Source organism: Oceanicoccus sp. (assembly GCF_029238675.1).
GTDB lineage: Bacteria > Pseudomonadota > Gammaproteobacteria > Pseudomonadales > Dasaniaceae > Oceanicoccus.
Map to the genome: position 1 here is coordinate 38,818 of NZ_JAQWFR010000002.1, position 23,200 is coordinate 62,017.

A 23,200-nucleotide genomic window follows, 5' to 3' on the forward strand; every position below is an offset into this window, starting at 1 on the left:
CTGATACTTAGCTGAACTTATTCCTCAACACATACTCATAGATTCCAACAAGACAGAACCAATGAAAGAAAAACCAAAACAAGCGCTGCAGCTGCAATCAGTTCAACTAAAAGCGATGGTCTATCTTATATGGGATTACTTAACAGACAATATGTGCAAAAAACGCCGGTTGCTAACACCAACCCTAAGCCAGAACCCCGCAGGGCATCGGAGGGGGTAATGGCAACTTCACAGCAATCAGACCAACAGTTGGTCGAGCGCGTGCAAAAGGGTGACAACCGGGCCTTTGATTTATTGGTGCTGAAATATCAGCACAAAATCTTTGGTCTTATCTCGCGTTATATTCGCGACCACGATGAGATTAAAGATGTCGCCCAGGAGGCCTTTATCAAAGCCTTTAGAGCGCTGCCCAAGTTTCGTGGTGATAGTGCCTTTTACACTTGGCTCTACCGTATTGCTATCAATACGGCAAAAAATTATCTGGTGGCCAGAAATCGCCGTCCTCCTGCGACCGATGTCGCCGTGGAAGATGCGGAATATTACGAGACGGCTTCATCACTTCGGGATATAGAAAACCCTGAAAACTCACTCTACGGCGAAGAGCTAAAAGCCGTGGTAGAAAAAGCGATGAAAGCCCTGCCAGAAGACTTGCGAGCTGCGGTAACTTTACGCGAATTCGATGGTCTGAGCTATGAAGATATTGCCGATGTGATGGAGTGCCCTGTAGGCACGGTGCGGTCAAGAATATTTCGCGCCCGTGAAGCGATTGATAAACAGGTACAGAGCCAGCTTTTTGGTAATGATGAGGCCGGTGAGCATTTATCACTGGTCAAAAGTTAAATATTTAGCACTGATTAAAACCGTTAGAAAGATTGAGGAAAGACAATGAGTGAGCATCTACGAGAATCAGTTTCCGCATTAATGGATGGGGAAGCTGATGACCTGGAACTTCGCCGGCTACTAGCTGCTGAGAATACAGGCAAGGTGAGTGGCAGTTGGTCCCGCTATCATCTGGTTCGCGATACTTTGCAAAACCCTGGGCAAGACGCTGAATTTCGTCATCTGGATATCTCACAACAGATCTCAATAGCGATTGCTGAAGAAACTGAAACAACGACAGCCATGCCTGAACAATCAGAAAACTCAAACCCCTGGTGGAAACCCGCAGCGGGTTTTGCCGTAGCCGCTTCCGTCGCAATGGTTGTTGTATTCGGCGTACAAACCGTTGATCAATCTAACCCCACTCTTAATAGTAACTCTATTGCAGTAGGTTCCCAGCCCGTCACCTCAAGTCGTGTTTACCCAGTGCAGGCAGCTAGTATGCAGGCTTCCTCTAATGGTGCTGTTAGCTTATCCTCTAGTGAGCTTCCCGGTGATGCAGCAGCCAGCAAAGCAGCGGCGGATCTCGAAGCGCAAAAACGATTGGATAAATATATTCTGCGTCACACTGAGCGTGCAGCGTTGAATAATGGTCAGGGCGTGATTTCATTTGCCCGTGTTGCCAGTTTTGAAGAACAGTAGCTATATTAATTTTTTAATGTTTATTTTCAAATAGGATTAACCGCTTGTCATTCTTCTCTCGGCTTTCATTATTGCTGTTGCTACTAACACCGGCTTTAAGTCTGGCCGCCGAGTCTAACCCGCGTTTATTACTGGATAAAATGTCCCATAGTTTTAGGGAACTTAACTATCAAGGTACTTTTAGTTTCCAGCGTGCGAATTCCATTGAATCACTGCGAATTGCCCATACTGTTATCGATGGCGAAGAATATGAGCGCCTTGAATATATGGATGGTGACAAGCGCGAAATTATTCGTCGCGGCCATAACCTTGACTGCGTTCACCCGGGTCATCAGTTAGTTCGTTTTTATCAACACCAGCAAAACCTCAAAAGCACCGCAGATGACCCCAACAGTTTGGGTGACTACTACCGCTTTACCGTAGATGGTATGGATAGGGTGGCAGGGCGCTCAGCCATTAATCTCACCATTAGTCCCAAAGATACTCACCGTTTTGGCTACCGTTTATCTCTCGATAAAGCCTCCGGTTTATTACTGCGCTCAGAATTAATCGGCCCCAAAGGTAAAGTGTTAGAGCGGTTTCAGTTTGTAGAAATTAGCTTCAGCCCTGACCTTTCTAAAGAACATTTTGCTGGCGCAGAAGAAAGCTATCATCCCTCCCATGACGCTCCCGCTGTTGCTATGCGATCGGTTGCGGCGAAGGGCAAAAACTGGAAGGGCCAGAGTTGGAAGGTGCAATGGCTGCCAGGGGGCTTTACCTCTACCGTCGCCAATCAGGAGGCGGTTGCCGAAGATGATATGGCTACCTTTACTGATGGCATGGCCGTTTTTTCAGTCTTTCTTGAGCGGGATAGCGGTAAGGTCAAGTTGTCACAAGCCATTGAAGGCCGTGCCCAAAAGGGCGCTACCACGGCTTATTCCAGAATTTTGGCACTTTCCGGTCAGCCTCATCGAGTCACCGTTGTGGGTGAAATCCCCGCCAAAACCGCCCAGCAAATAGCCCGCTCCATTGTTTTAGTGAGTCGCTAGCTAATAATCCTGCCCTTAATCGGGTAAGATTAGACCTACACACATCGTATTTTCACATTGTTTATGATTAAAGAGACTGGCCGAGTCGTTGCCATTGAAGCTGACTGTTTATGGGTTGAAACCATAAGGCAGAGCACCTGCAATAGTTGCTCGGCGCAGAAAGGCTGTGGTCACGGTATGCTGAATAAGGTGGCTCCGGGGCGTCTTAATCATATGCGGGTATTATTGCGCGATCAGCCTGCCAGCAACTTCGCCATTGATGATGAGGTTGAAGTCAGCATCCCTGAACAGGTATTAGTGACCGGCGCGATGCTGGTTTACTTGCTACCGCTAATTACCCTGTTGCTGGGCACACTGCTAGCCTCACAGCTATGGCAGGGTGATCTTGCAGCGTTTTTGGGGGCCGTAGGCGGTTTTATAGTGGGTTTGGGGGTGGTGAAATACCATGCTGCCATCAACCATAACAATATGGATTTACAGCCTGTGGTATTGCCGAAAAGAGACAATGGAGGTATTGCCTCGGTAAACTGGGTAGAACCCGCCTAATTTCAACCTTTAGCTTGCTTATTGACACCCTATTTCCCTTACTCTACATAGCACCGAAAGATAGCACCGAAAGTGGCTTTGCTGTAAAATCGCGCGCTTGCCTATTCTTGTCCCAGCGGTGTATTAGTTAGTGAGTGATTTAGATTTAATTCGTAATTTTTCCATTATTGCCCATATTGACCATGGTAAATCGACCCTTGCCGATCGGTTTATTCAAATCTGTGGCGGTTTGAGCGCCCGTGAAATGGATGAGCAGGTACTCGATTCCATGGATATCGAGCGGGAGCGGGGCATAACCATCAAAGCCCAAAGCGTGACGCTGAACTATAACGCCCAGGATGGTAAAACCTATCAGTTCAACTTTATCGACACCCCGGGGCATGTGGATTTCTCCTATGAAGTTTCCCGCTCGCTAGCGGCCTGTGAAGGTGCTTTGCTAGTGGTTGATGCTGCCCAGGGTGTAGAGGCGCAATCAGTGGCTAATTGCTATACCGCGATAGAGCAGGGTTTGGAAGTATTACCGGTTCTGAACAAAATGGATTTGCCTCAGGCCGAGCCCGAGAATGTTAAAAAAGAGATTGAAGAAATTATCGGTCTGGATGCAACCGATGCAATCCCGGTCAGTGCCAAATCCGGTATGGGTCTGGAAGAATTACTGGAACAGTTGGTTGAACTCATTCCGCCGCCAGAGGGTAATGTGGATGGTGACCTTCAGGCACTGATTATCGATTCCTGGTTTGATAACTACTTAGGGGTTGTCTCTCTGGTAAGGGTCAAACACGGTGAGCTCAATAAGGGCGATAAAATCATTATGAAATCCCAGGGCAAACAACATATTGTTGATAGCGTGGGTATCTTTACGCCAAAACGTAAAGAGACCGGTTGCCTAAAAGCCGGTGAAGTAGGTTTTGTTGTTGCCGGTATTAAAGATATTCACGGTGCACCCGTGGGTGACACCATCACTCATGCTAAAACCCCCGAAGTTGAACAGTTGCCTGGTTTCCAAACCATTAAACCGCAGGTCTACGCGGGCATGTTTACGGTATCTTCTGACGACTATGAAGATTTTCGTGATGCGCTGGCAAAGCTAACCTTGAATGATGCCTCTTTATTTTACGAGCCAGAAAGCTCAGACGCATTGGGCTTTGGTTTCCGCATTGGCTTCCTTGGCATGCTGCATATGGAGATTATTCAGGAGCGTTTGGAGCGCGAATATAATCTCGACCTGATTACCACCGCGCCAACGGTGATTTACGAAGTAGAAAAAAATAACGGCGATATCGTGATGGTTGATAACCCTTCCGCGCTGCCCGATATTGGCGTGATCAACGAAATCCGCGAGCCAATCGCCGATGTAAACATTCTAGTACCACAGGATTATCTGGGTAATGTGATCTCACTCTGTGTTGAAAAGCGCGGTGTACAAAAAGATATGCAATTCCTCGGTCATCAGGTGTCACTGAGCTATGAAATTCCCATGAACGAAGTAGTGATGGATTTCTTTGATAGACTAAAATCAGTGAGTCGTGGTTATGCGTCGTTGGATTACAGTTTTGACCGTTTCCAGGTGGCCAATCTGGTGCGACTGGATGTATTGATCAATGGTGATAGAGTGGACGCCCTTGCCATGATCGTACACCGCGATCATGCCCAATCTAAAGGTCGTGGCCTGACTGAAAAAATGAAAGAATTAATCCACCGTCAAATGTTTGATGTGGCCATACAGGCTGCTATTGGTGGCCAGGTTGTAGCAAGGCAGACGGTAAAAGCTTTACGTAAAAATGTAACCGCTAAATGTTATGGTGGCGATGTTTCCCGTAAGCGTAAGCTGCTGGAAAAGCAAAAAGCGGGTAAAAAGCGCATGAAGCAGGTGGGTAGTGTTGAAATACCACAGAGTGCTTTTTTAGCCGTATTAAAAATGGATAGCTAAATTAAATATAATTTAACGGAACTCTTAAATGGTCGATACAATTTTAATTACTATTTCCCTTCTCTCACTGGTGATCTGGTTTGTGCAGGAAAAAATGGCCCGCCCCCAGCAACAGCAAAAACTGAATGAGTTAATCGTTTCAGGCCAGCAGATTCCTGCTGAGCAATTGCAGGCGGATACCAACCCCGGTTGGAATGAGACGCTATTTAAATTTACTGCGGCTATTTGGATTGCGTGGGCAGCCTCCGTGGTATTAATTAAAGATGGCGACTTTGCTTTTGTGTTAGTGATGCTGACCTTTTTGTCGGGTGTGATTGTCGGTTTGGATAAACTGATTTTTGCCGGCGCCAGAAAAGCCTATGTAGAATCCAAAGCGGTTGCTGACTATCTGGCAAAATATACTCAGGAGCAGCGCGAGTCATTGTCACTGTATTTTGGCGAAGATATGGTAGTGGGTGAATATGCTAAATCATTTTTCCCTGTATTAGCTTTTGTACTGGTGTTACGTTCCTTTGTGGTTGAGCCTTTTCAAATTCCATCGGGCTCAATGGTTCCTACCTTGCTGGTAGGTGATTATATTTTAGTGAACAAATATACCTACGGATTGCGTTTACCTGTTGTGGGTACCAAGGTTGTTGAAGTGGGCGAGCCTGAGCGTGGCGACTCCATGGTGTTTTTCCCGCCCCATAAAGATATTTATTTTATTAAGCGTGTAATCGGTCTACCGGGAGACCAAATTACCTATAAAAATAAAGTGCTGTCGATTAATGGCAAGGTTATGGAGCAAACCTTGTTGGCAGAATTGCCGCCTCTTAATCCCCAAGTACGTATGTTTAGCGAAAACCTGACTGGCGTGGAACATTTGGCCCATAGCTCGCTACGCAGCAATACCATTACCCCGATTACCAATCAGCAGGGCGATTTTTCAATTACGGTAAAGCCCGGCCACTATTGGATGATGGGCGATAATCGCGATAACAGTGCCGACAGTCGTTCCTGGGGACAGGTACCTGAAGAACGTATTGTGGGTAAAGCCTTTGCCATTTGGCTGCACTGGCCCACCTTTGGTGATATTCCTACGTTTAGCCGTATGGGGGCAATTCAGTAAATTGTCGACTTATACCGAGCAAAAATAGCAAAAAGCGCTAGACTAAAGTGACAATTGGACGAACGGGGAATACCAGACATGAACACTAGAAATCATCAGGGCGGCTGGACCGCGATGGGACTTCTTGGATTTGTGATCGTAGGCGCTTTTGTTTTTACCTGCGCGATAAAATTAATACCGGTTTATATGGAGCATCAATCCATTGCCAAGACGATAGAGCAAGCTATTGAAGAGGGCGATTTTGACGGCAAGTCTACCGGTGAAATCAGAAGAAAGCTTGGCAAGTCTTTTGACATGAATATGGTTGATGACACCAATGCCAAAGCCGTTTCGATTAAACGTAATAAGGGCAAAACCATTATCAATGCCAATTATGAGAAACGCTTGCCATTTATATCTAACATTGATGTTGTGGTGCGATTTGATGATTTGGTTTATGACTTTAAAACCGACTATGCTAACAACAACTAAGCTAACAACAACGACCTTGAGTACATTCCTTTAAGTGGCTGATAATTCCCCCAATATTGATATCCTGATTCGCCGTTTAGGCCACCCGTTTACCGACACGTCTTTGGTTGAGCTCGCCCTGAGTCACCGCAGTGTCGGCGCAAAAAATAATGAGCGTTTGGAGTTTTTAGGTGACTCTATTGTTAATTACCTCATGGCTGAAGCGCTGTATAAACAGTTCCCTGATTGCCGTGAAGGCGACCTTAGCCGTATGCGAGCACAACTGGTCAAGGGTAAAACCCTGGCTGAAATTGCCCTGGAATTTGAACTGGGGGATTTTCTACGTTTAGGTCCCGGGGAGATGAAGAGTGGCGGTCATCGCCGTGAGTCGATCCTGGCTGATACGGTGGAAGCCTTAATTGGCGCCATGTTCCTTGATGCAGGAATGGATGTCTGTCGTGAGCATGTGGTGCGCTGGTATCAATCACGGCTAGAGTCGATGACTATTCAAGGTACGGTTAAAGACGCCAAGACCAGCCTGCAGGAATTATTGCAGTCCAGAAAGCAATCACTGCCTCATTATAAACTGCTTACCATCACCGGTAGTGATCACCAGCAGCAATTTACAGTAGAATGCCAAATCGAACACCTGAAACAGGGCTTTCAAGGTGTGGCCAGTACTCGCCGTGAGGCGGAACAAATAGCGGCCCAGGCTGCACTCGAGCTATTGCAGCAACATAGCCGACAACATAGCCAATAGATAGCAAATAGCCGTACCCTTAACTTATACAGAATGCTTATGACAGAACAAACACGCTGTGGATATGTAGCCATTGTCGGCCGGCCTAATGTCGGTAAATCGACCTTGCTTAATCATATCCTTGGGCAAAAAATCAGTATTACTTCCCGTAAGCCGCAAACAACACGGCACCGTTTGTTAGGCATAAAAACGGAGGGTGATACCCAAGCTATTTATGTTGATACACCGGGTATCCATAAGGGCAGCGAGTCCGATAAAGCGATTAACCGTTATATGAACCGTGCAGCCAGTTCTACCATTAGCGATGTGGATGTCGTGGTCTTTGTGGTGGAGCGTGGTTTATGGACTGAAGAAGACGAGTGGGTCTTAGAGCAGGTTAAGCGCGCAGATTGCCCGGTGATTCTGGCCATCAATAAAGTCGACCAGATAAAAGATAAATCCAAACTATTACCCTTTCTTGACGAGTGTAATGAAAAAATGGACTTTGCCGAGATTGTCCCATTATCAGCATTAAATGGCACTAATCTCGATAGCCTTGAAACGGGCATCAACCAGCGCTTGCCCCAGGAAATTCATTTTTATCCTGAAGACCAGGTCACTGACCGCAGCTCTCGCTTTATGGCGGCAGAAATGGTCAGGGAAAAAATTATGCGTCAGCTGGGTGAAGAAATTCCTTATGCGATGACCGTTGAGATTGAAGACTTTAAAGACAGTGGTAAAAGCCTGCATATCCACGCTTTGATTTTGGTAGAGCGGGAAGGGCAAAAGCGTATTGTGATTGGCAATAAAGGTAGCCGCCTGAAATTAATCGGTCAGGAAGCCCGCATCGATATGGAAAAAATGTTTGACCGTAAAGTGATGCTGAAACTTTGGGTCAAAGTAAAATCCGGTTGGTCTGACGATGAGCGTGCATTACAGAGTCTTGGCTATAACGATTTTGATTAGCCTCCTCAATTAATAGACTTTATGCGTATTGAATCCCAGCCAGCGTATATCCTTCATACCCGCAACTATCGCGATAGCAGTTTAATTGTCGACTTCCTAACCCCTGATTACGGCAGGGTAAGTGGTGTTGTTAAAGGCGTGCGCTCTAATAGCAAAAGCGCCAAGCAACGCCGCAGCCTCCTCCAGCCTTTCGTCTCACTATTCATTAGCTGGAGTGGCAAAAGCGAATTAAAAACCATCACCCAATTTGAAAGCCGAGGCATGCCTATAGCCTTGCAAGGCAAACGATTATTTAGCGGCCTATATGTGAACGAATTACTAAGCCGCTTATTACAGGCCGACGAGCAACACAGCGAAATTTACACCCTGTATGAATGGGTCACCAACAGTTTATTAGATAGCGACGCTATCGATGTGGTACTCAGGCATTTTGAGTTAAACCTGCTATCTGAATTAGGTTACGGTTTTGATTTATCAGCAGATATAGAAAGCGGCGAAGCCTTAAAGCCCGAACAACACTATCGCTTTTACCCTGACCGCGGTTTTGTCCAGCTTGAGCAGGGTGCACCTATGGCACCAAACCTATTCAAAGGTGAGGATATTTTGGCTATAGCCAGTGGTGAATTTACTGAGCAGTCTCGCCGTGCTGCAAAATTACTTTGCCGCCAGGCGTTGCAGTCTCATCTGGGTAACAAACCGTTACGAAGTCGTGAGTTGTTTGGTTTTACACCGGAGTGAGTGAGGTAATTTGAGGGCCAAAACTAAACGAGGCCGTAAACCCCAAAAAAGAACCGTCATTCCCGCGCAGGCGGGAATCCAGACTGCATGCTTATGCTGTTATCTCCGCTAAAGCGGAAATCTACAGCGCTGGATTCCCGCCTGCGCGGGAATGACGTATAGGAAAGAAAGCGTAAACGTGACGTAAGTAGAGGGTTCTGGGACCGTCAAAATGCAGGGAGGCCTACCCACCACAGCTCGTTCCTACCCCATCTACTAGCCCAAATCACCTTCCTTAGCCCCACATATCCAACTAGTCCCTGGCCCAACGTCAGTGTATGATCACCCCTCAATTTCGGGGTTGTAAAATACGCCCAAAGCAGTTCGTTTTTTGATCAGGTTTTAGTGAGTTATGGCTTTTCCGACCATTGAAGATTATGTAGGGTCAACACCTTTGGTGCGCTTGCAGCGGTTAGCGGGCGATACCAGTAATACCATTCTATTAAAGCTGGAAGGCAATAATCCTGCGGGTTCTGTGAAGGATCGGCCAGCATTAAGCATGATTAGTCGGGCAGAGGCCCGCGGTGATATCAAGCCGGGCGACACCCTGATTGAAGCCACCAGTGGCAACACCGGTATTGCGCTGGCGATGGCGGCGGCTATTAAAGGCTATAAAATGACCCTGATTATGCCCAGCCATATGAGCATGGAGCGTAAATTGGCGATGGCGGCCTATGGTGCTGAGTTGATAGAGGTCTCCCAGCAATCTGGTATGGAAGGGGCCCGTGATCTGGCATTAGATATGCAACGTAAAGGCAAAGGCATTGTATTGGACCAATTTGCCAATAGTGATAACCCTATTGCCCATTATGAGGGCACTGGCCCGGAAATTTGGCGCCAAAGTGAGCAGAAAATTACCCACTTTGTCAGTTCAATGGGTACCACCGGTACCATCATGGGGGTTTCTCGTTATTTAAAGGAACAAAATCCTGATATCGAGATCGTAGGCCTACAGCCTCAAGACGGTTCCAGTATTCCCGGTATTCGTCGCTGGCCGGAAGAATATTTGCCGAGTATTTTTGATAGCGCCAGAGTTGATACCGTATTGGATATTGACCAACAACTGGCAGAACAAACAATGAAGAGATTGGCTGCGGAAGAGGGTATCTTTTGTGGCGTCTCCTCCGGTGGTGCTGTGGTAGGGGCTTTACAAATCTCAGCTCAAGTTGAAAATGCCGTTATTGTGGCGATTATTTGCGACCGTGGCGACCGCTACTTATCAACTGGAGTGTTTGATTCAGCACTTAACTAACTAACCCGTCGATAGTGTTATTAACCGCCGTTTGAGATGACATTGCTCAACTGCGTCAGGCTTGACCGGTAGAAGGATAGTAAAAGCAGTGGTTACAGTTCGTAAACAACAGCCTGAAAAGGCGGACGGTTCAGTCGATATCGAGCAGTGGCTCGAGCGGCTGCCTGTTGATGCAGGCTTTGACACCCAGCTATTAAAAACCGCCAGTGAAGTCAGCTACCAAGCCGAGCAACAGGCCATTGCTGTTTCCGATAAGGCCTGGGATGAAACCACCAGCAGTTTCCGTATTGGCCTGGAGATGGCCGAAATCCTTGCTGACCTGCGCCTTGATCAACCCACCCTGATTGCGGCGATTTTATATCGCGCTGTGCGTGAAGAAAAACTTTCCCTCGAGGCTGTCGAAAAACAATTCGGCGAAGATATCGTTCGCATGATCAAAGGGGTTATGCGGATGGCAGCTATGAGCCGTGTAGTCTCCAGCGATAGCCCTGTGCTCGGCCAAGCCGAAGCACAAAAAGACAATATACGTAAAATGTTAGTGGCGCTGGTGGATGATGTGCGGGTGGCACTGATCAAACTATCAGAGCGTACCTGTGCAATTCGTATCGTCAAAAACAATCCCGCCAAGCGCTATCGGGTGGCCAGGGAAGTGCATGATGTCTATGCACCGCTGGCTCACCGTTTGGGTATCGGTCATATTAAATGGGAGCTGGAAGACTTATCTTTCCGCTACCTGCAACCCGTGGCCTACAAAAAAATTGCCAAACTGCTGGATGAAAAAAGACTCTACCGGCAGAGCTATATCGAAGAAGTGATCAGCTCTTTAAATGAAGTGCTAAAAGGCCAGAATATTGAGGGAGAATTAACTGGCAGGGCAAAACATATCTACAGCATCTGGCGCAAAATGCAGCGCAAGGGCATTGGTTTTTCGCAGGTCTATGATATTCGCGCGGTGCGTATCCTGGTGCCTGAAATCAAAGATTGCTATGCCGTACTGGGTTTAGTGCACGGCCTTTGGCGTAATATCCCCAACGAGTTTGATGACTATATCGCCAACCCCAAAGACAATGGCTATCGCTCCTTACACACCGCAGTTATCGGCCCCGAAGGTAAAGTGTTAGAAATACAAATCCGTACCTTCAACATGCATGAAGAAGCGGAGTTCGGGGTATGTGCCCATTGGCGCTATAAAGGCAGTGATAACCAGGGCGGCAATAGCTACGAAGATAAAATTGCCTGGCTAAGGCAGGTGCTGGATTGGCAGGAAGAAACCGACAGCGGCGTTACCGAAGTGATGGAACATTTTTCGCGGGCGCAAGATAGAGTCTATGTTTTTACCCCCGAAGGTCATGTGGTGAATTTAGCCCAGGGTTCCACACCGCTGGACTTTGCCTACCATATTCACACCGAAGTGGGTCACCGTTGCCGCGGTGCCAAAGTCAATGGCCGTATTGTGCAATTGACTTACCAATTACGGACCGGCGAGCAGGTAGAAATTTTAACGGGCAAAGAAAATGCTCCCCGCAGGGACTGGTTACAGACCAGCCTGGGTTATTTAAAATCCACCCGAGCCAGAGCCAAGGTTCAGCACTGGTTTAAACAGCAGGCGCGAGAAGACAATGTTGCCGCGGGCCGCGCTTTCATTGAGAAAATATTTAAGCGCTTGGCGGTCAGCAGTCTCGATTATAAAAGCATTTCAACCTACTTTGGCTATCAGGCGGTTGATGATATGTATGCCTCAGTAGGGGCTGGAGATATAACAGCAGCCCAAATCGTCAGCGTCACCCAGCAGTTGTTTGATGATACTCCTGAGCAGGAACCAGAACTGGTACCTGTTAAAGGCAAACCCGCTAAACCAAACCATGACGATATTAACGTGCGCGGTGTGGGTAATATGCTGACGCAATTTGCCAACTGCTGTAAGCCATTACCCGGTGATGTCATCATAGGTTACGTGACTTTGGGCCGCGGCGTCAGTGTCCATCGCCAGGATTGTGCCAATGTTCTACAGCTGCAACATACGGAACCCGATAGAATTATTGAAGTCAGCTGGGGGGATGCCCCCCAGGATACTTACCCGGTTGAGATCGCAATCAAAGCCTATGACCGCAGTGGTTTGTTGCGTGATATCACCACCATGTTAGCCAATGCACGGATTGATGTGGTTGCGGTTAATACCTTGTCGGATAAGCAAACCCATACCGCCACCATGCGGCTAACAGTAGAGATTACCGGCTTAGAAGCATTAGGTAACCTGCTGGCAAAAATCACCCGCTTACCCAATGTGTTATCGGCTGAACGGGTTAGAGAGGGCAGCTAGGTGGCAGATTACACCCTGGATGATTTGCTCTATCTGATGAGCCGCTTGCGTGACCCAAAAGATGGCTGTCCCTGGGACCGTGTGCAGGACTTTAGCACCATCGTGCCCCATACCATTGAAGAAAGTTATGAGCTGGCCGACGCGATTGAACAAGGTGATATGCAACATATCCATGAAGAACTGGGCGATGTGTTATTTCAAGTGGTGTTTTATTCCCAGCTAGGCAAGGAGCAAGGCAGCTTTGATTTTGCTTCGGTTATCTCTAACTTGGTTGCCAAGCTGGTTCGCCGTCATCCCCATGTGTTTCCCGACGGTACCCTGCAAAGCCGGGTTGGCGAACAAACCAAAGATACTGAAGCAATCAAACAGACCTGGGAAACCATTAAGACTGCGGAGCGAGAAGGCAAACAGCAGCAAAGCGTGCTCGATGATGTACCCAGTGCTTTCCCCGCATTAATCCGTGCCACCAAATTACAAAAGCGAGCGGCCCAAACCGGTTTTGATTGGGATAATATCGACGGAGTGTTAGCCAAGCTTAAAGAAGAAGTCGATGAGTTAATTGAAGCCCGTGAACAACAATCACAGCAGCAGATCGAAGCCGAAATGGGTGATGTTTTATTTTCTGTGGTTAATCTGTCTCGTCATTTAAAGGTCGACGCCGAATCATCGCTGCGAGCGACCAATAAGAAATTTGAAAATCGCTTTCAATATATTGAGAGTGTGTTGCAGAGTAGGGGAACCACAGCAGAGCAGAGCTCCCTAGCGGAAATGGATACGCTGTGGGATGAAGCCAAGGCAAAAGGGTTGTAATCAATCCGTCATTCCCGCGAAGGCGGGAATCCAGCACTGTAGATTCCCGCCTTCGCGGGAATGACAGAAAATTAGTGCGACTCTTTTTGCGCTAATAAATAATCGTTTAAATGCTTCTTAGTGAGCGATAAGTACTTCGGCGTGGGCCCAACATCCTCAAACAAAGGGTCACCTTCCTCATCCCTGGCCACCACTCTCTTACCACTGACATAGGGCATGCTGGATTCAACATCATCCAACGCCACTGATAAAAGATCCGTGATAATCTCGGTGACCGAGCGCCGAGGATACATTTCAGCCAGGGCTTGTAACTTTGCTGCGTCCTCAACCGGCAAGCGAATACTCTGCTGTTCACAGGTCAATTGGCCGCTGGCGGTTGTTTCCCACAATTGAAGTAATTCTTTAACCTTCATACTACTCATAATGGTTTTTCCATGCTGATTGTCGTACCTATTAATCTAATAATAGAAGCATTGCATCAAGGCTGCTGAATAAATCATGTTACTTTTGCGGCTTATCACAATCAGTCTGTGAATAGGTATCAATGAGGTAGCGGACTCGCTGCTCAAAAGCTGGTGTCTGCTGACTTGGAATCTAGGTAAGTTATTGATATTAAAGGATTAAGTTTTAAACCCAAGCGCCATTTATACCTTCAATAACCAATATGACCGCCTATAGCTTGAGCTTAGCCAGCGACCTGTGTATTGTGTTCCGCCACTTAAGGGTGTGTGGCTCGTTTATGCGAACATAAACCAGCATCCAAAATTCGTTTTTGTTAGGAGCATGCTATATGCGCATTATTTTGTTAGGTCCTCCAGGTGCCGGCAAAGGTACACAGGCACAATTTATTTGCGAGAAGTACGGTATTCCGCAGATTTCTACTGGAGATATGCTGCGTGCAGCGGTAAAAGCCGAAACAGAAATGGGACTTCAGGTAAAAGCGGTCATGGATTCAGGTGGCCTGGTTTCAGATGAGATCATTATAGGTATTGTCAAAGAACGTATCGCCGAAGCGGACTGTGCCAATGGCTTCCTGTTTGATGGTTTCCCAAGAACCATACCCCAGGCTGAAGCCCTTCAAGCCGCTGGTGTACCCATTGATACCGTATTAGAAATTTCTGTTGATGACGAAGAAATTGTCACCCGTATGAGTGGTCGTCGTGTACACGAAGCCTCAGGCCGTGTTTACCATGTTGTATTCAATCCACCCAGGCAGGAAGGTATTGATGACGAAACCGGTGATACCTTATTGCAACGGGAAGATGATAAAGAAGAAACCGTTCGTCACCGTTTAAATGTTTACCATGATCAAACCAAGCCTCTGGTTGGTTTTTACCAGACATTGGCCAATACTGACGGTCCTAACTACCGTGCGGTAGAAGGTACTGGCTCAGTGGATGATATTCGCGGTAAAGTCTATGCCGCACTAGATGCCTAAAGACTGTTAACACCTGTTTTCTGACAAAGGCCTCCCAGTGAGGCTTTTATTTTGCCCGCAGGAAAGAGGCGCGACTAACCTGTTGGCGCTAAATCGATTATAATTTTCCAATCCATTAAAGCCTGAATGGCGTAAAAGTACCTGGCTTTATTAAAACCTCTAAAGAGATGAACAAAAGCATGAAATCAGCCGTAGTGATAATGAACCTGGGAACGCCCACGGAACCGACTAAAAAAGCAGTCAGGGCTTTTTTAAAAGAATTCCTGAGTGATCGTCGTGTTGTTGAGGTCCCCAGAGTGATATGGATGGTTATTCTTTACCTGATTATTCTTACCTTTCGTGTGCCCAGTGTCACCAAAGCCTACCAAAATATTTGGGCAGGCGATGAATCACCGTTACGCAAAATTACCCGAGGGCAAGCCAGTAAACTGCAACAGCTATTTAATCAACATTATGCCAATGCCGAAACTGTGCCAGAAGCTCACTATGCCATGACGTACTCGGGGCCATCTTTAGCGGACAAAGTGCAAGAGTTAGAGCAGGGCGGTTTTGAACATATTTTAGTGCTGCCACTCTATCCCCAGTTTTCTGCCACGACTACCGGTAGTATCTATGACCAAATCAGCCAGATTAACCAACGCCGTCGCAATATTCCGCAGATACATGTGATTAAACAGTATTTTGATCATCCTCTCTATATAGCCGCTTTAGCTAGCACGATTCGCCAGCAATGGCAGGCCACCGGCAAGCCCGATAAATTATTAATGTCTTTCCACAGTATTCCACAAAGCTACAGTGATGCCGGCGACCCTTACCACCAACAGTGTTTGGCGACCGCGAATTTATTAGCGGAGGCCCTTGAGCTGCAAAAAGAGGAGTGGAGTATCAGTTTTCAATCCCGTTTGGGTTTTTCCAAATGGCTGTCTCCCTACACCAGCGAGACCTTAAAAGCCTGGGGCAAAGAAAAAATAAAGCATGTTGATGTAGTTTGCCCCGCATTTGCCGCCGATTGCCTGGAGACACTGGAGGAAATTGAAGACGAAAACCGAGAATATTTTATGGAATGCGGCGGTGAAGTTTTTAATTTGATTCCCTGCTTAAATGAAAACGACCAGCATATTGCCATGATGGCAGCCCTTGCAGATAAATACTTACCCAAATGATTCCCTGAAATGAAAATCGAGGGTAAAAAACTAAAATTACTATCGATTTTCATTTTTTCTTCCACTCTTCACACAAACTTCACACAAAAATATCCTTTCTATAGTTTTTTGCGAAAAATTTTAAAATAGTGCCGTTTTTCTCAAAAATGTCCGTTTTTTTTAAAAAATGATACAAAAATCTCAAAAAAATCACTTAAAGTCGCAAAAAACCTTTTTTATTTCTGGTTTTTGGTCTAAAAATTAAATGATTTTTTAATAATCAGTGTTAGTTTTCTTATTTGTAGCAGTGCAGTCACTGTAAAGTAGTCTCTACATAAGGAACCGCGGTAGCACTACCTGGCCACTTTGAGGAGAACCCTAATGGCGAAAGCAAAAGCTAAAAAGAAAGCACCAGCTAAAAAGAAGGTGGCCAAGAAGGCACCGACTAAGAAGGCTGTTACAGCACCGGCGGTAGCAAAAGCTGAAGCGGCACTAGCCAAACTTCAGAAATCCATTGCTGCTGAAAAGAAATCACAAGCAGGTCTTAAGAAAAAGGCTGCGGCTGCTAAGAAAAAGTCTGCCAAGTCTAAGAAAGCTGCTGACAAGAACGCTACCAAGCGCGCTAGCGCAGCGGCTTCCAAATCAGGTGCTAAAGTAGCAGCCCTACGTGGCAAGCTAACAGCGGCTAACTTACGTGTATCTAAAGCTTCTGCTGCAGCCAAGGCCAAAGCGGCTCAGGCAGCGGTAAAAGATAAGGTTGCGGCCCGTGCTGCAGCTCAAGCTGTTGCCGATGAAGCAGCTCTGGCTAAAGCAACTGCTGCATTTGCTGCTAAGTGGAGTGCCAAGCGCGCCGCTGCCAATGCCAAGAAGTTAAAGGCTGCAGAAAAGAAAATGATGGCTAAAGCTAAAGCTGACGCCAAGAAAGCTGCTGCTAAAGTAGCTGCTGCTGAGAAGAAGGCCGCTGCTGCTGTTAAGAAAGCTGCCGCCAAAGCTGCTGCCAAGGCTAAAGCTGCAGAGAAGAAGGCTGCCGCCAAAGCGAAAGCCGCTGCTAAAAAAGCCGCTGCCAAAGCTAAAAAAGCCAGCAAAAAGAAAGCCGCTCCTAAGAAAAAGGCCGCTAAGAAAAAGCCAGCAGCCAAAAAGGCTAAAAAGAAGGTAGCTAAGAAAAAAGCAGCACCTAAGAAGAAAAAGGCAGTAGCTAAGAAAAAGGCCGCTCCCAAGAAGAAAAAGGCAGCACCTAAGAAAAAAGCAGCCAAGAAAAAGCCAGCTAAGCGTAAAGCGAAGAAGAAGTAATCGCTGTATCGTCTAGTTCGACTTTCTCGAACTAAAAAACCGCCAATGGTTAGCCGTTGGCGGTTTTTTTATGCCTAAAACCTCAGCTCAGCAGGTCTTCACGGTTATTAAAGTTACTGAACACCTCAGGAGAGGTTGAAAACGGCACAGCAATACAGTTTTCATGACGATACCAGCCTTTCATACTACGCTGTTCGCCGGCAAGGTATTGGTTAATGGAAGGTAATAGGCTGGCTTTTAGTAATACTGGCAAATAATGTTGGCGTCCATCACATACCGGATAGGCAATATCCGCATCTTGATCAAGCAATACTGTTAGTAACCGCTCCACCAGATTGTTTGGCAGTAAAGGGGTGTCGCAGGGGCTAACCAGAACCCATTCATACTCGGCCAGGGGCAGGGCGGCTTGAATACCCGCCAGCGGGCCTTGAAAACCATCCTGTTGGTCGCTACAGATTTCATAGCCAAAACCTCGATAGGCATCGAGGTTTTGATTGCTGTTAATAATCAGCTGGTCTGTTTGTGGCTCTAAACGGGAAATCACATGCTGGACCAGCGCCATGCCTTGCCATTCAAGCAAGCCCTTGTCATCATAATCAAACCGGCAGCTTTGGCCACCGGCTAAAATTACCGCGCTAACTCTGTTTTTCACGCCGCTTATTTTTCCTTAAGGATTATGGATAGAATTGGCAGTGATTATACTCACAGCTTTGAGCTAAGGTGGTGGAAAATCCGTAAAAAAAGTGAAGAAAAACAATAATGCCCCCGAGTTCCACATCCAGCGCCGACTTGCTCGCTACCGACGGTTTATTCGCGCAGTTCTGGCCAGCGTTCAGTCCAAGATCGGGTCAATTGCAGATGGCTGGGCTGGTTGAAGCGGCGATTGCAGCAAAAGAGTCCGTCGTTATTGAAGCGGCTTCAGGTTCAGGTAAGACCATTGCTTACCTCACACCGGTTATTGCCAAAGGGCAGAAGGCGATTATTTCTACCGCTAGTCGTTATTTGCAGCAGCAACTCTATCGCCAGGATATTCCCCGAATTCAGCAAATTTTAGGTAGTGACATTCGCATTGCCTGCTTGCAGGGGCGCAATCATTATTTGTGTCCTTATTATCTGGAAAAAAACCTGCAAGCCGATACCGCTTTAGGGCAAAAGCAGCATCAGGCTTTGTCGCATTTAGCACAGCGTTTTCGTCAGACCGGCAACGGGGAGCTGGATAGCCTGGCTCCGGAACTTCCCGTTGCGCTGCGTCGTTATGTGACCAGCAGCCGTGATGATTGCCTCGGCAAAGAGTGTCCGCAATATTCTCGCTGCCCACTGATGAAGGCCCGGCAAAAAGCCCAGGATGCGGATATTGTGGTGGTTAATCACAGTGTTTTATTTACCGATGCAGTAATGCGACGAGAACAACTGGGTGACCTGTTACCTGAAGCAGACGTCGTGGTTATTGATGAAGCCCACCGCGTTGCGGATTTTGCTCAAAATATTGTCGGGCGCCGTTTATCCAGCCGGCAGCTTAAACAGTTTTTAAGCGATACCGCCTCAGCGCTGCGCCTTTATGCACCAGAGCAACGCCAGCTGCTGGCTTTTATCCAGCAGATTGAGCATGGGCTGGAGAATTTATCCAACCACCTACCTTCGATGGATCCCTATATACGGGAGCAGCATTGCCAGATTATTGATCAGTTGGCCGCAGCCCTGCAGCGCTTGCACAAAAATCTGCGGCCGTTTAAACAGCGACATCAAGATTTAGCAGATATGTTAGTTAAATCCCAGCTAATGCATACCAGTTTACAAGCAATCACTGAGGCTGAAGGTTTGTGTTGTTTACAGGGTAGCAAACACAGCTTTATGCTCCAGAGTATCCCCAGGGATTTAGCGCCAGCGGTAAAAAGCCTGTTTGCCGAGGCCTCGGGGAGTTGGATCTTTACTTCGGCAACATTATCAGTGGCTGGCAGTGCCCAGCGTTTTTTACAATCCCTTGGTCTTGAGCGTTGTGCATTCCACCAGCTTGAAAGCGCCATCAATTATCAACAGCAGGCGGTGCTATTTATGCCGGAATTAACCGTCTTGCCAGATCACCCGGATTATAGTGTGCAATTACTGGAGCAATTAATCCCCTTGCTGGCAGCGGTAAAGGGCCGGGTGTTATGCCTGTTTACCAGCTACCAAAGCCTTAATGCCGTGGGGCAGGGCTTATTAAAGGCTAAAATAGATTGCCCGCTGTTTATGCAGCAAAGCAATGTCGATATGCCATCAGGAGGAGCAGATAATTACCGATTAATTAAGCGCTTTAAGGAGGCTCCCACAGGTGTACTGTTAGGCACTGGCAGTTTCTGGGAGGGGTTGGATTTATCCGGTATTCCTTTGGCTGCCGTTGTTATTGATAAGTTACCTTTTGTGCCACCCACAGACGCTTTGCTGCAGTTGCGCAGTGCTGAATTGGAACACCACGGTATTAACAGTTTTGAACAAACCACATTACCGGATGCGGTGATTCGCCTGCGGCAGGGTTGTGGCAGACTATTGCGGCGCATTTCTGATCGGGGGGTTATAATGCTCGCCGACCCCCGATTACGTAGCAAAGCCTATGGCGAGGTATTTATTAATAGCTTGCCAGCGATGGCGCAGGTCAGCACTCTGGAGTCACTGCAACCTTTTTTAAACCCACACGATATCACCACAGGTGAGACTGAATGAAATTGTTAGCCCTGGATTGTTCTACTGAAGCCTGCTCAGTTGCCTTGCTGGATGATGGCGGCGATATTATTCGGGTCACTGAAAAAAACGAGGCTGCGCCCCGTCAGCATACCCAGCGTTTGTTGCCCCTGGTAGACCAATTATTGGTGGACACTGGCACAAGCTTGCAGCAACTCGATGCCATTGCCTTCGGTCGCGGCCCGGGTTCTTTTACCGGTTTGAGAATTTGCCTTGGCGCGGTGCAGGGTTTGGCCTTTGGCGCTGACTTACCGGTAGTACCAATCTCAACTCTGGCCGCACTGGCGCAAACCGCTGTGAATGCTGGTCACGGTGGCTCTACGATTGTCAGTACTCTGGATGCCCGTATGGATGAGATTTACTGGGCCGTTTATAACAGCACGGGGCAGGGTATAGAGCTAATTGACCAGGAACGCCTAACTGCACCAGAGCAACTGTTAGATGGTCATAGTGTTGATAGGGCGAATACCACAGCGGTTGGTAGCGGTCACCACTACCATGACAGAATTACCCCTACAGGCGTTTTTAAAGCCTGGTATGCAGAGATGTTACCCAGCGCTAAGGCCATTGCCCAGTTGGCACGGCTGGATTATCAGCAAGGTAAGACCTGCACGGCTGATGAGGCCTTACCGACTTACCTGCGGGACGAGGTCGCCTGGCAAAAGCAACCGCTTTAACCCCCCCCTCAAAGCAACGTCATTCCCGCCTTCGCGGGAATGACGGTTCTTCTCATAATGGAGTTTTATTAGAGCCCCAAATTGGCTATTCACTAAGCGGCCTGGTCTGCTTATAATGGGCCAGCATTTTACAGAGTGAATACAGAGCCTATTGCGTGCAAATATCCAGTCTTCCCATTATTACGCAGCCTCCTGCCCAGACGCAGCGCCCTGATATTACAGAGCGTGTGCAGAAAGACGTTCAACGCGACCCTGCCCGAAATAATGATGATAATAGCTCCTTAGAAGAACTGAGGGCTCGCAGTGAAGAACTTCTGCAACAGCGTGTCGAGTCCAGCAATGCCAATAGTGGTGTACAGGCCCGCCAGCGAGCTCAAGAAGATGGCTTGCCTCTCAATACCCAGCGAGCCTTACAGACCTTTGCTGAAAACAGTCCTTCTCCAGAGCAACAACTGGGCATCGAATTGGTCGGTGTCGATACCTTCGCCTGATCACAGCCCTTGTCACCAAACCTTTAAAATACCCTGATAGGAATTAGCCCGATGGACTTGCAGCATTTTAATCACGACCTGTTAAGTTTCTTACAGGCATCACCCACACCTTTTCATGCTGTTGAAACCATGGCCAAACGTTTACAAGCGGCTGGCTATAGCCCGTTACAGGAGGGCGAGGACTGGCCAGAGCCCCAGGCACCATACAAGCATTATATTATTCGCAATGGCTCATCCATTGTGGCCATTAATGGCGGCAGCCAATCCCCTGTTAGTAGCGGTTTTCGAATGGTAGGTGCCCATACCGATAGCCCTTGTTTAAAAGTAAAACCCCAGCCAGAGCTGAACAATCAGGGTTACTTCCAACTGGGTGTCGAAGTCTATGGTGGCGTGCTATTAAACCCCTGGTTTGACCGTGACCTGTCTTTGGCCGGGAGAGTGACTTATCAAAATAAAGCGGGGCAAGTCTGCAGCACATTAATTAATTTCGAGCAGGCTATTGCCTCCATTCCCAGCCTGGCGATTCACTTGGACCGGGAAGCCAATAGCAAACGAGCGGTAAATGCGCAAAAGGATATACCGCCAATTTTGATGCAGACAGAAGACAAGTCAACCGATTTCAGGGCTTTGCTACTAGTTCAACTTAAGCAGCAACAGCCAACCCTTGAGGCAGAGAAAATCCTTGATTATGAATTAAGTTTTTATGATGCCCAGCCGCCAGCGCTTATCGGCTTAAACAACGATTTTATAGCCAGTGCCAGGTTAGATAACTTGTTGTCCTGCTATATCGGTTTGCAGGCACTGCTTACCGCCGGTGAACAAAACTGTGTGCTGGTATGTAATGACCACGAAGAAGTGGGCAGCCAATCAGCAGCAGGGGCGCAGGGGCCGATGCTGAAATCCGTATTGCGACGCTTGCTGGGTTCAGAAACTGACTTTGTTAGAGCGATGGACAGCTCGATGATGATTTCTGTCGATAATGCCCATGGGATACATCCCAACTTTGCCGACAAGCACGATGGCAATCATGGTCCGCTGCTCAACAAAGGGGCGGTGATTAAAATTAATGCCAATCAGCGTTATGCCAGCAACAGTGAAACTTCATCTCTGTTTCGCCGCTGGTGTGAACAAGCTGGGCAGCCAGTGCAGGCTTTTGTAGTCAGAACGGATATGGGTTGCGGCAGTACGATTGGACCGATTACAGCGGGTGAGCTGGGCGTAAAAACGGTGGATATTGGTGTGCCGACTTTTGCTATGCACTCGATCAGGGAGTTGGCTGGCAGCCAGGATGCTTATAGTTTGTTTCGGGTATTAGAAGTCTTTAACCAGGCGGGGGATGTGGCGGTTAATTAATACAGTGTCGCCCCCGCGAAGGCGGGGGCCCAGCCTGCATGCTTATGCTGTTATTTCCGCCCCCCGACTAAAGCACTCGAGGGCAGGCTGCGGGAATTTACAGCGCTGGATTCCCGCCTTCGCGGGAATGACGGTGGTTTACAAAGTATCTACATCCTCAGCCTGCGGCCCTTTATCCCCTTCGGTTACGGTAAATTCCACCGCTTGTCCTTCACGTAATACTCGACGACCCTCACCTTGAATAGAGCGGAAGTGAACAAAAATATCTTCCCCTGTTTTGCGGGTTACAAAACCGTAGCCTTTACTGACGTTAAACCACTTCACTTCCCCTTGTTCGCGTCCTTTATTAGATGGTTTAGACCTTTTGGTTTTTTTGGTGGGCTTGCTTGCCGATGTTGCTGTACTGGTATTAATAACTGGGCTCACTAGAGCAACGATAATACAGCCGGTAAAGATAATAACAAAAGTTGTTGCATCAATAGCAAGGCCGCTGTCAGCTGAGTTGGTAACAGTATTCAGGATTACCGCGATGCCTGCGGCGATGATAGCACTTAAAATAATTCGATAGAGTAGGTTCATTGTTTCCTTCTTTTTATAGTTGGCCTTCTTTTTAGTTGAAAGGCCTGGTTAAAAAATATGGTTAA

General features: G+C 47.5%; 22 protein-coding genes and 1 pseudogene. 20 read left to right on the forward strand and 3 right to left on the reverse strand.

Annotated elements, in window-relative coordinates:
• The first annotated feature begins 219 nt into the window (after positions 1-219).
• The 13 genes from rpoE (at position 220) to mazG (ending at position 13,447) form a co-directional block, all read left to right on the forward strand.
• Complete coding sequence (gene rpoE, locus P8H32_RS00410; protein WP_301088174.1) at positions 220-840, forward strand: RNA polymerase sigma factor RpoE; 621 nt, start codon at positions 220-222, stop codon at positions 838-840.
• 45 nt (positions 841-885) lie between these two features.
• The gene (locus P8H32_RS00415; RefSeq protein WP_297291250.1) at positions 886-1,521 is read left to right on the forward strand and encodes a sigma-E factor negative regulatory protein; all 636 of its coding nucleotides are present in this window, start codon (positions 886-888) and stop codon (positions 1,519-1,521) included.
• A gap of 44 nt (positions 1,522-1,565) precedes the next feature.
• A complete protein-coding gene (locus P8H32_RS00420) occupies positions 1,566-2,549 on the forward strand; it encodes a MucB/RseB C-terminal domain-containing protein (RefSeq protein WP_301088175.1) in 984 nt (327 codons plus the stop codon).
• 63 nt (positions 2,550-2,612) lie between these two features.
• Positions 2,613-3,095, forward strand: a complete 483-nt coding sequence (locus P8H32_RS00425; RefSeq protein WP_297291248.1) for a SoxR reducing system RseC family protein — start codon at positions 2,613-2,615, stop codon at positions 3,093-3,095.
• A 130-nt stretch (positions 3,096-3,225) separates the two neighbouring features.
• Positions 3,226-5,025: a translation elongation factor 4 gene (lepA, locus tag P8H32_RS00430; protein WP_301088176.1), complete on the forward strand. Its 1,800-nt coding sequence runs from the start codon at positions 3,226-3,228 to the stop codon at positions 5,023-5,025.
• 28 nt (positions 5,026-5,053) lie between these two features.
• Complete coding sequence (gene lepB, locus P8H32_RS00435) at positions 5,054-6,133, forward strand: signal peptidase I (protein WP_367279127.1); 1,080 nt, start codon at positions 5,054-5,056, stop codon at positions 6,131-6,133.
• 78 nt (positions 6,134-6,211) lie between these two features.
• A complete protein-coding gene (locus tag P8H32_RS00440) occupies positions 6,212-6,604 on the forward strand; it encodes a DUF4845 domain-containing protein (RefSeq protein ID WP_297291246.1) in 393 nt (130 codons plus the stop codon).
• A 34-nt stretch (positions 6,605-6,638) separates the two neighbouring features.
• On the forward strand, positions 6,639-7,343 hold the full coding sequence (gene rnc / locus P8H32_RS00445) for a ribonuclease III (protein ID WP_301088177.1): 705 nt from the start codon (positions 6,639-6,641) through the stop codon (positions 7,341-7,343).
• Between the two features lie 39 nt (positions 7,344-7,382).
• A complete protein-coding gene (era, locus tag P8H32_RS00450) occupies positions 7,383-8,288 on the forward strand; it encodes a GTPase Era (protein WP_297291244.1) in 906 nt (301 codons plus the stop codon).
• A gap of 21 nt (positions 8,289-8,309) precedes the next feature.
• Complete coding sequence (gene recO / locus P8H32_RS00455; protein WP_301088178.1) at positions 8,310-9,026, forward strand: DNA repair protein RecO; 717 nt, start codon at positions 8,310-8,312, stop codon at positions 9,024-9,026.
• A gap of 391 nt (positions 9,027-9,417) precedes the next feature.
• Positions 9,418-10,317: a cysteine synthase CysM gene (cysM, locus tag P8H32_RS00460; RefSeq protein ID WP_297291242.1), complete on the forward strand. Its 900-nt coding sequence runs from the start codon at positions 9,418-9,420 to the stop codon at positions 10,315-10,317.
• A gap of 88 nt (positions 10,318-10,405) precedes the next feature.
• A complete protein-coding gene (gene relA / locus P8H32_RS00465; protein ID WP_297291241.1) occupies positions 10,406-12,637 on the forward strand; it encodes a GTP diphosphokinase in 2,232 nt (743 codons plus the stop codon).
• Positions 12,638-13,447 (forward strand): nucleoside triphosphate pyrophosphohydrolase, encoded by an 810-nt coding sequence (gene mazG / locus P8H32_RS00470; RefSeq protein ID WP_301088179.1) that lies wholly within the window; start codon positions 12,638-12,640, stop codon positions 13,445-13,447.
• A 71-nt stretch (positions 13,448-13,518) separates the two neighbouring features.
• Here mazG and P8H32_RS00475 read toward each other — a convergent pair whose 3' ends face one another.
• Positions 13,519-13,869 (reverse strand): type 1 pili tip component, encoded by a 351-nt coding sequence (locus tag P8H32_RS00475; protein WP_367279128.1) that lies wholly within the window; start codon positions 13,867-13,869, stop codon positions 13,519-13,521.
• A 368-nt stretch (positions 13,870-14,237) separates the two neighbouring features.
• On the opposite strand from P8H32_RS00475, the gene adk reads away from it, so the two are divergent.
• From adk to P8H32_RS00490, 3 genes and pseudogenes are all read left to right on the forward strand, one after another.
• Positions 14,238-14,885, forward strand: coding sequence for an adenylate kinase (adk, locus tag P8H32_RS00480; RefSeq protein ID WP_297291327.1), 648 nt, complete (start codon positions 14,238-14,240; stop codon positions 14,883-14,885).
• A gap of 179 nt (positions 14,886-15,064) precedes the next feature.
• The gene (gene hemH, locus P8H32_RS00485) at positions 15,065-16,048 is read left to right on the forward strand and encodes a ferrochelatase (protein ID WP_301088180.1); all 984 of its coding nucleotides are present in this window, start codon (positions 15,065-15,067) and stop codon (positions 16,046-16,048) included.
• 1,059 nt (positions 16,049-17,107) lie between these two features.
• Positions 17,108-17,194: pseudogene (locus P8H32_RS00490) on the forward strand (integration host factor); the annotation flags it as partial.
• 205 nt (positions 17,195-17,399) lie between these two features.
• On the opposite strand, the gene mobA reads toward P8H32_RS00490, so the two are convergent.
• On the reverse strand, positions 17,400-17,969 hold the full coding sequence (gene mobA, locus P8H32_RS00495; protein ID WP_297291324.1) for a molybdenum cofactor guanylyltransferase MobA: 570 nt from the start codon (positions 17,967-17,969) through the stop codon (positions 17,400-17,402).
• A 107-nt stretch (positions 17,970-18,076) separates the two neighbouring features.
• Here mobA and P8H32_RS00500 point away from each other — a divergent pair, with 107 nt between their 5' ends.
• The 4 genes from P8H32_RS00500 to P8H32_RS00515 all read left to right on the forward strand — a co-directional run bounded on the left by P8H32_RS00500 (position 18,077) and on the right by P8H32_RS00515 (position 22,556).
• Complete coding sequence (locus tag P8H32_RS00500; RefSeq protein WP_301088181.1) at positions 18,077-20,017, forward strand: ATP-dependent DNA helicase; 1,941 nt, start codon at positions 18,077-18,079, stop codon at positions 20,015-20,017.
• A complete protein-coding gene (gene tsaB, locus P8H32_RS00505) occupies positions 20,014-20,712 on the forward strand; it encodes a tRNA (adenosine(37)-N6)-threonylcarbamoyltransferase complex dimerization subunit type 1 TsaB (protein WP_301088182.1) in 699 nt (232 codons plus the stop codon). Before P8H32_RS00500 ends, tsaB begins: the two co-directional genes overlap by 4 nt.
• 155 nt (positions 20,713-20,867) lie before the next feature.
• Positions 20,868-21,203: a hypothetical protein gene (locus P8H32_RS00510; protein WP_297291321.1), complete on the forward strand. Its 336-nt coding sequence runs from the start codon at positions 20,868-20,870 to the stop codon at positions 21,201-21,203.
• A 51-nt stretch (positions 21,204-21,254) separates the two neighbouring features.
• On the forward strand, positions 21,255-22,556 hold the full coding sequence (locus P8H32_RS00515) for a M18 family aminopeptidase (RefSeq protein WP_297291320.1): 1,302 nt from the start codon (positions 21,255-21,257) through the stop codon (positions 22,554-22,556).
• A 138-nt stretch (positions 22,557-22,694) separates the two neighbouring features.
• On the opposite strand, the gene P8H32_RS00520 is transcribed toward P8H32_RS00515, so the two are convergent.
• Positions 22,695-22,880 carry a cold-shock protein gene (locus P8H32_RS00520; protein ID WP_301088278.1) on the reverse strand — a complete coding sequence of 62 codons (186 nt, stop codon included), beginning with the start codon at positions 22,878-22,880 and terminating at the stop codon, positions 22,695-22,697.
• Positions 22,881-23,200: the final 320 nt, after the last annotated feature.

Bases quoted from the DNA above. Each gene is read 5' to 3' on its own strand.
- rpoE (WP_301088174.1), top strand. From the start codon at position 220: ATGGCAACTTCACAGCAATCAGACCAACAGTTGGTCGAGCGCGTGCAA.
- P8H32_RS00415 (WP_297291250.1), top strand. From the start codon at position 886: ATGAGTGAGCATCTACGAGAATCAGTTTCCGCATTAATGGATGGGGAA.
- P8H32_RS00425 (WP_297291248.1), top strand. From the start codon at position 2,613: ATGATTAAAGAGACTGGCCGAGTCGTTGCCATTGAAGCTGACTGTTTA.
- lepB (WP_367279127.1), top strand. From the start codon at position 5,054: ATGGTCGATACAATTTTAATTACTATTTCCCTTCTCTCACTGGTGATC.
- P8H32_RS00440 (WP_297291246.1), top strand. From the start codon at position 6,212: ATGAACACTAGAAATCATCAGGGCGGCTGGACCGCGATGGGACTTCTT.
- era (WP_297291244.1), top strand. From the start codon at position 7,383: ATGACAGAACAAACACGCTGTGGATATGTAGCCATTGTCGGCCGGCCT.
- recO (WP_301088178.1), top strand. From the start codon at position 8,310: ATGCGTATTGAATCCCAGCCAGCGTATATCCTTCATACCCGCAACTAT.
- cysM (WP_297291242.1), top strand. From the start codon at position 9,418: ATGGCTTTTCCGACCATTGAAGATTATGTAGGGTCAACACCTTTGGTG.
- P8H32_RS00475 (WP_367279128.1), bottom strand. From the start codon at position 13,869: ATGAGTAGTATGAAGGTTAAAGAATTACTTCAATTGTGGGAAACAACC.
- adk (WP_297291327.1), top strand. From the start codon at position 14,238: ATGCGCATTATTTTGTTAGGTCCTCCAGGTGCCGGCAAAGGTACACAG.
- hemH (WP_301088180.1), top strand. From the start codon at position 15,065: ATGAAATCAGCCGTAGTGATAATGAACCTGGGAACGCCCACGGAACCG.
- P8H32_RS00500 (WP_301088181.1), top strand. From the start codon at position 18,077: ATGCCCCCGAGTTCCACATCCAGCGCCGACTTGCTCGCTACCGACGGT.
- tsaB (WP_301088182.1), top strand. From the start codon at position 20,014: ATGAAATTGTTAGCCCTGGATTGTTCTACTGAAGCCTGCTCAGTTGCC.
- P8H32_RS00515 (WP_297291320.1), top strand. From the start codon at position 21,255: ATGGACTTGCAGCATTTTAATCACGACCTGTTAAGTTTCTTACAGGCA.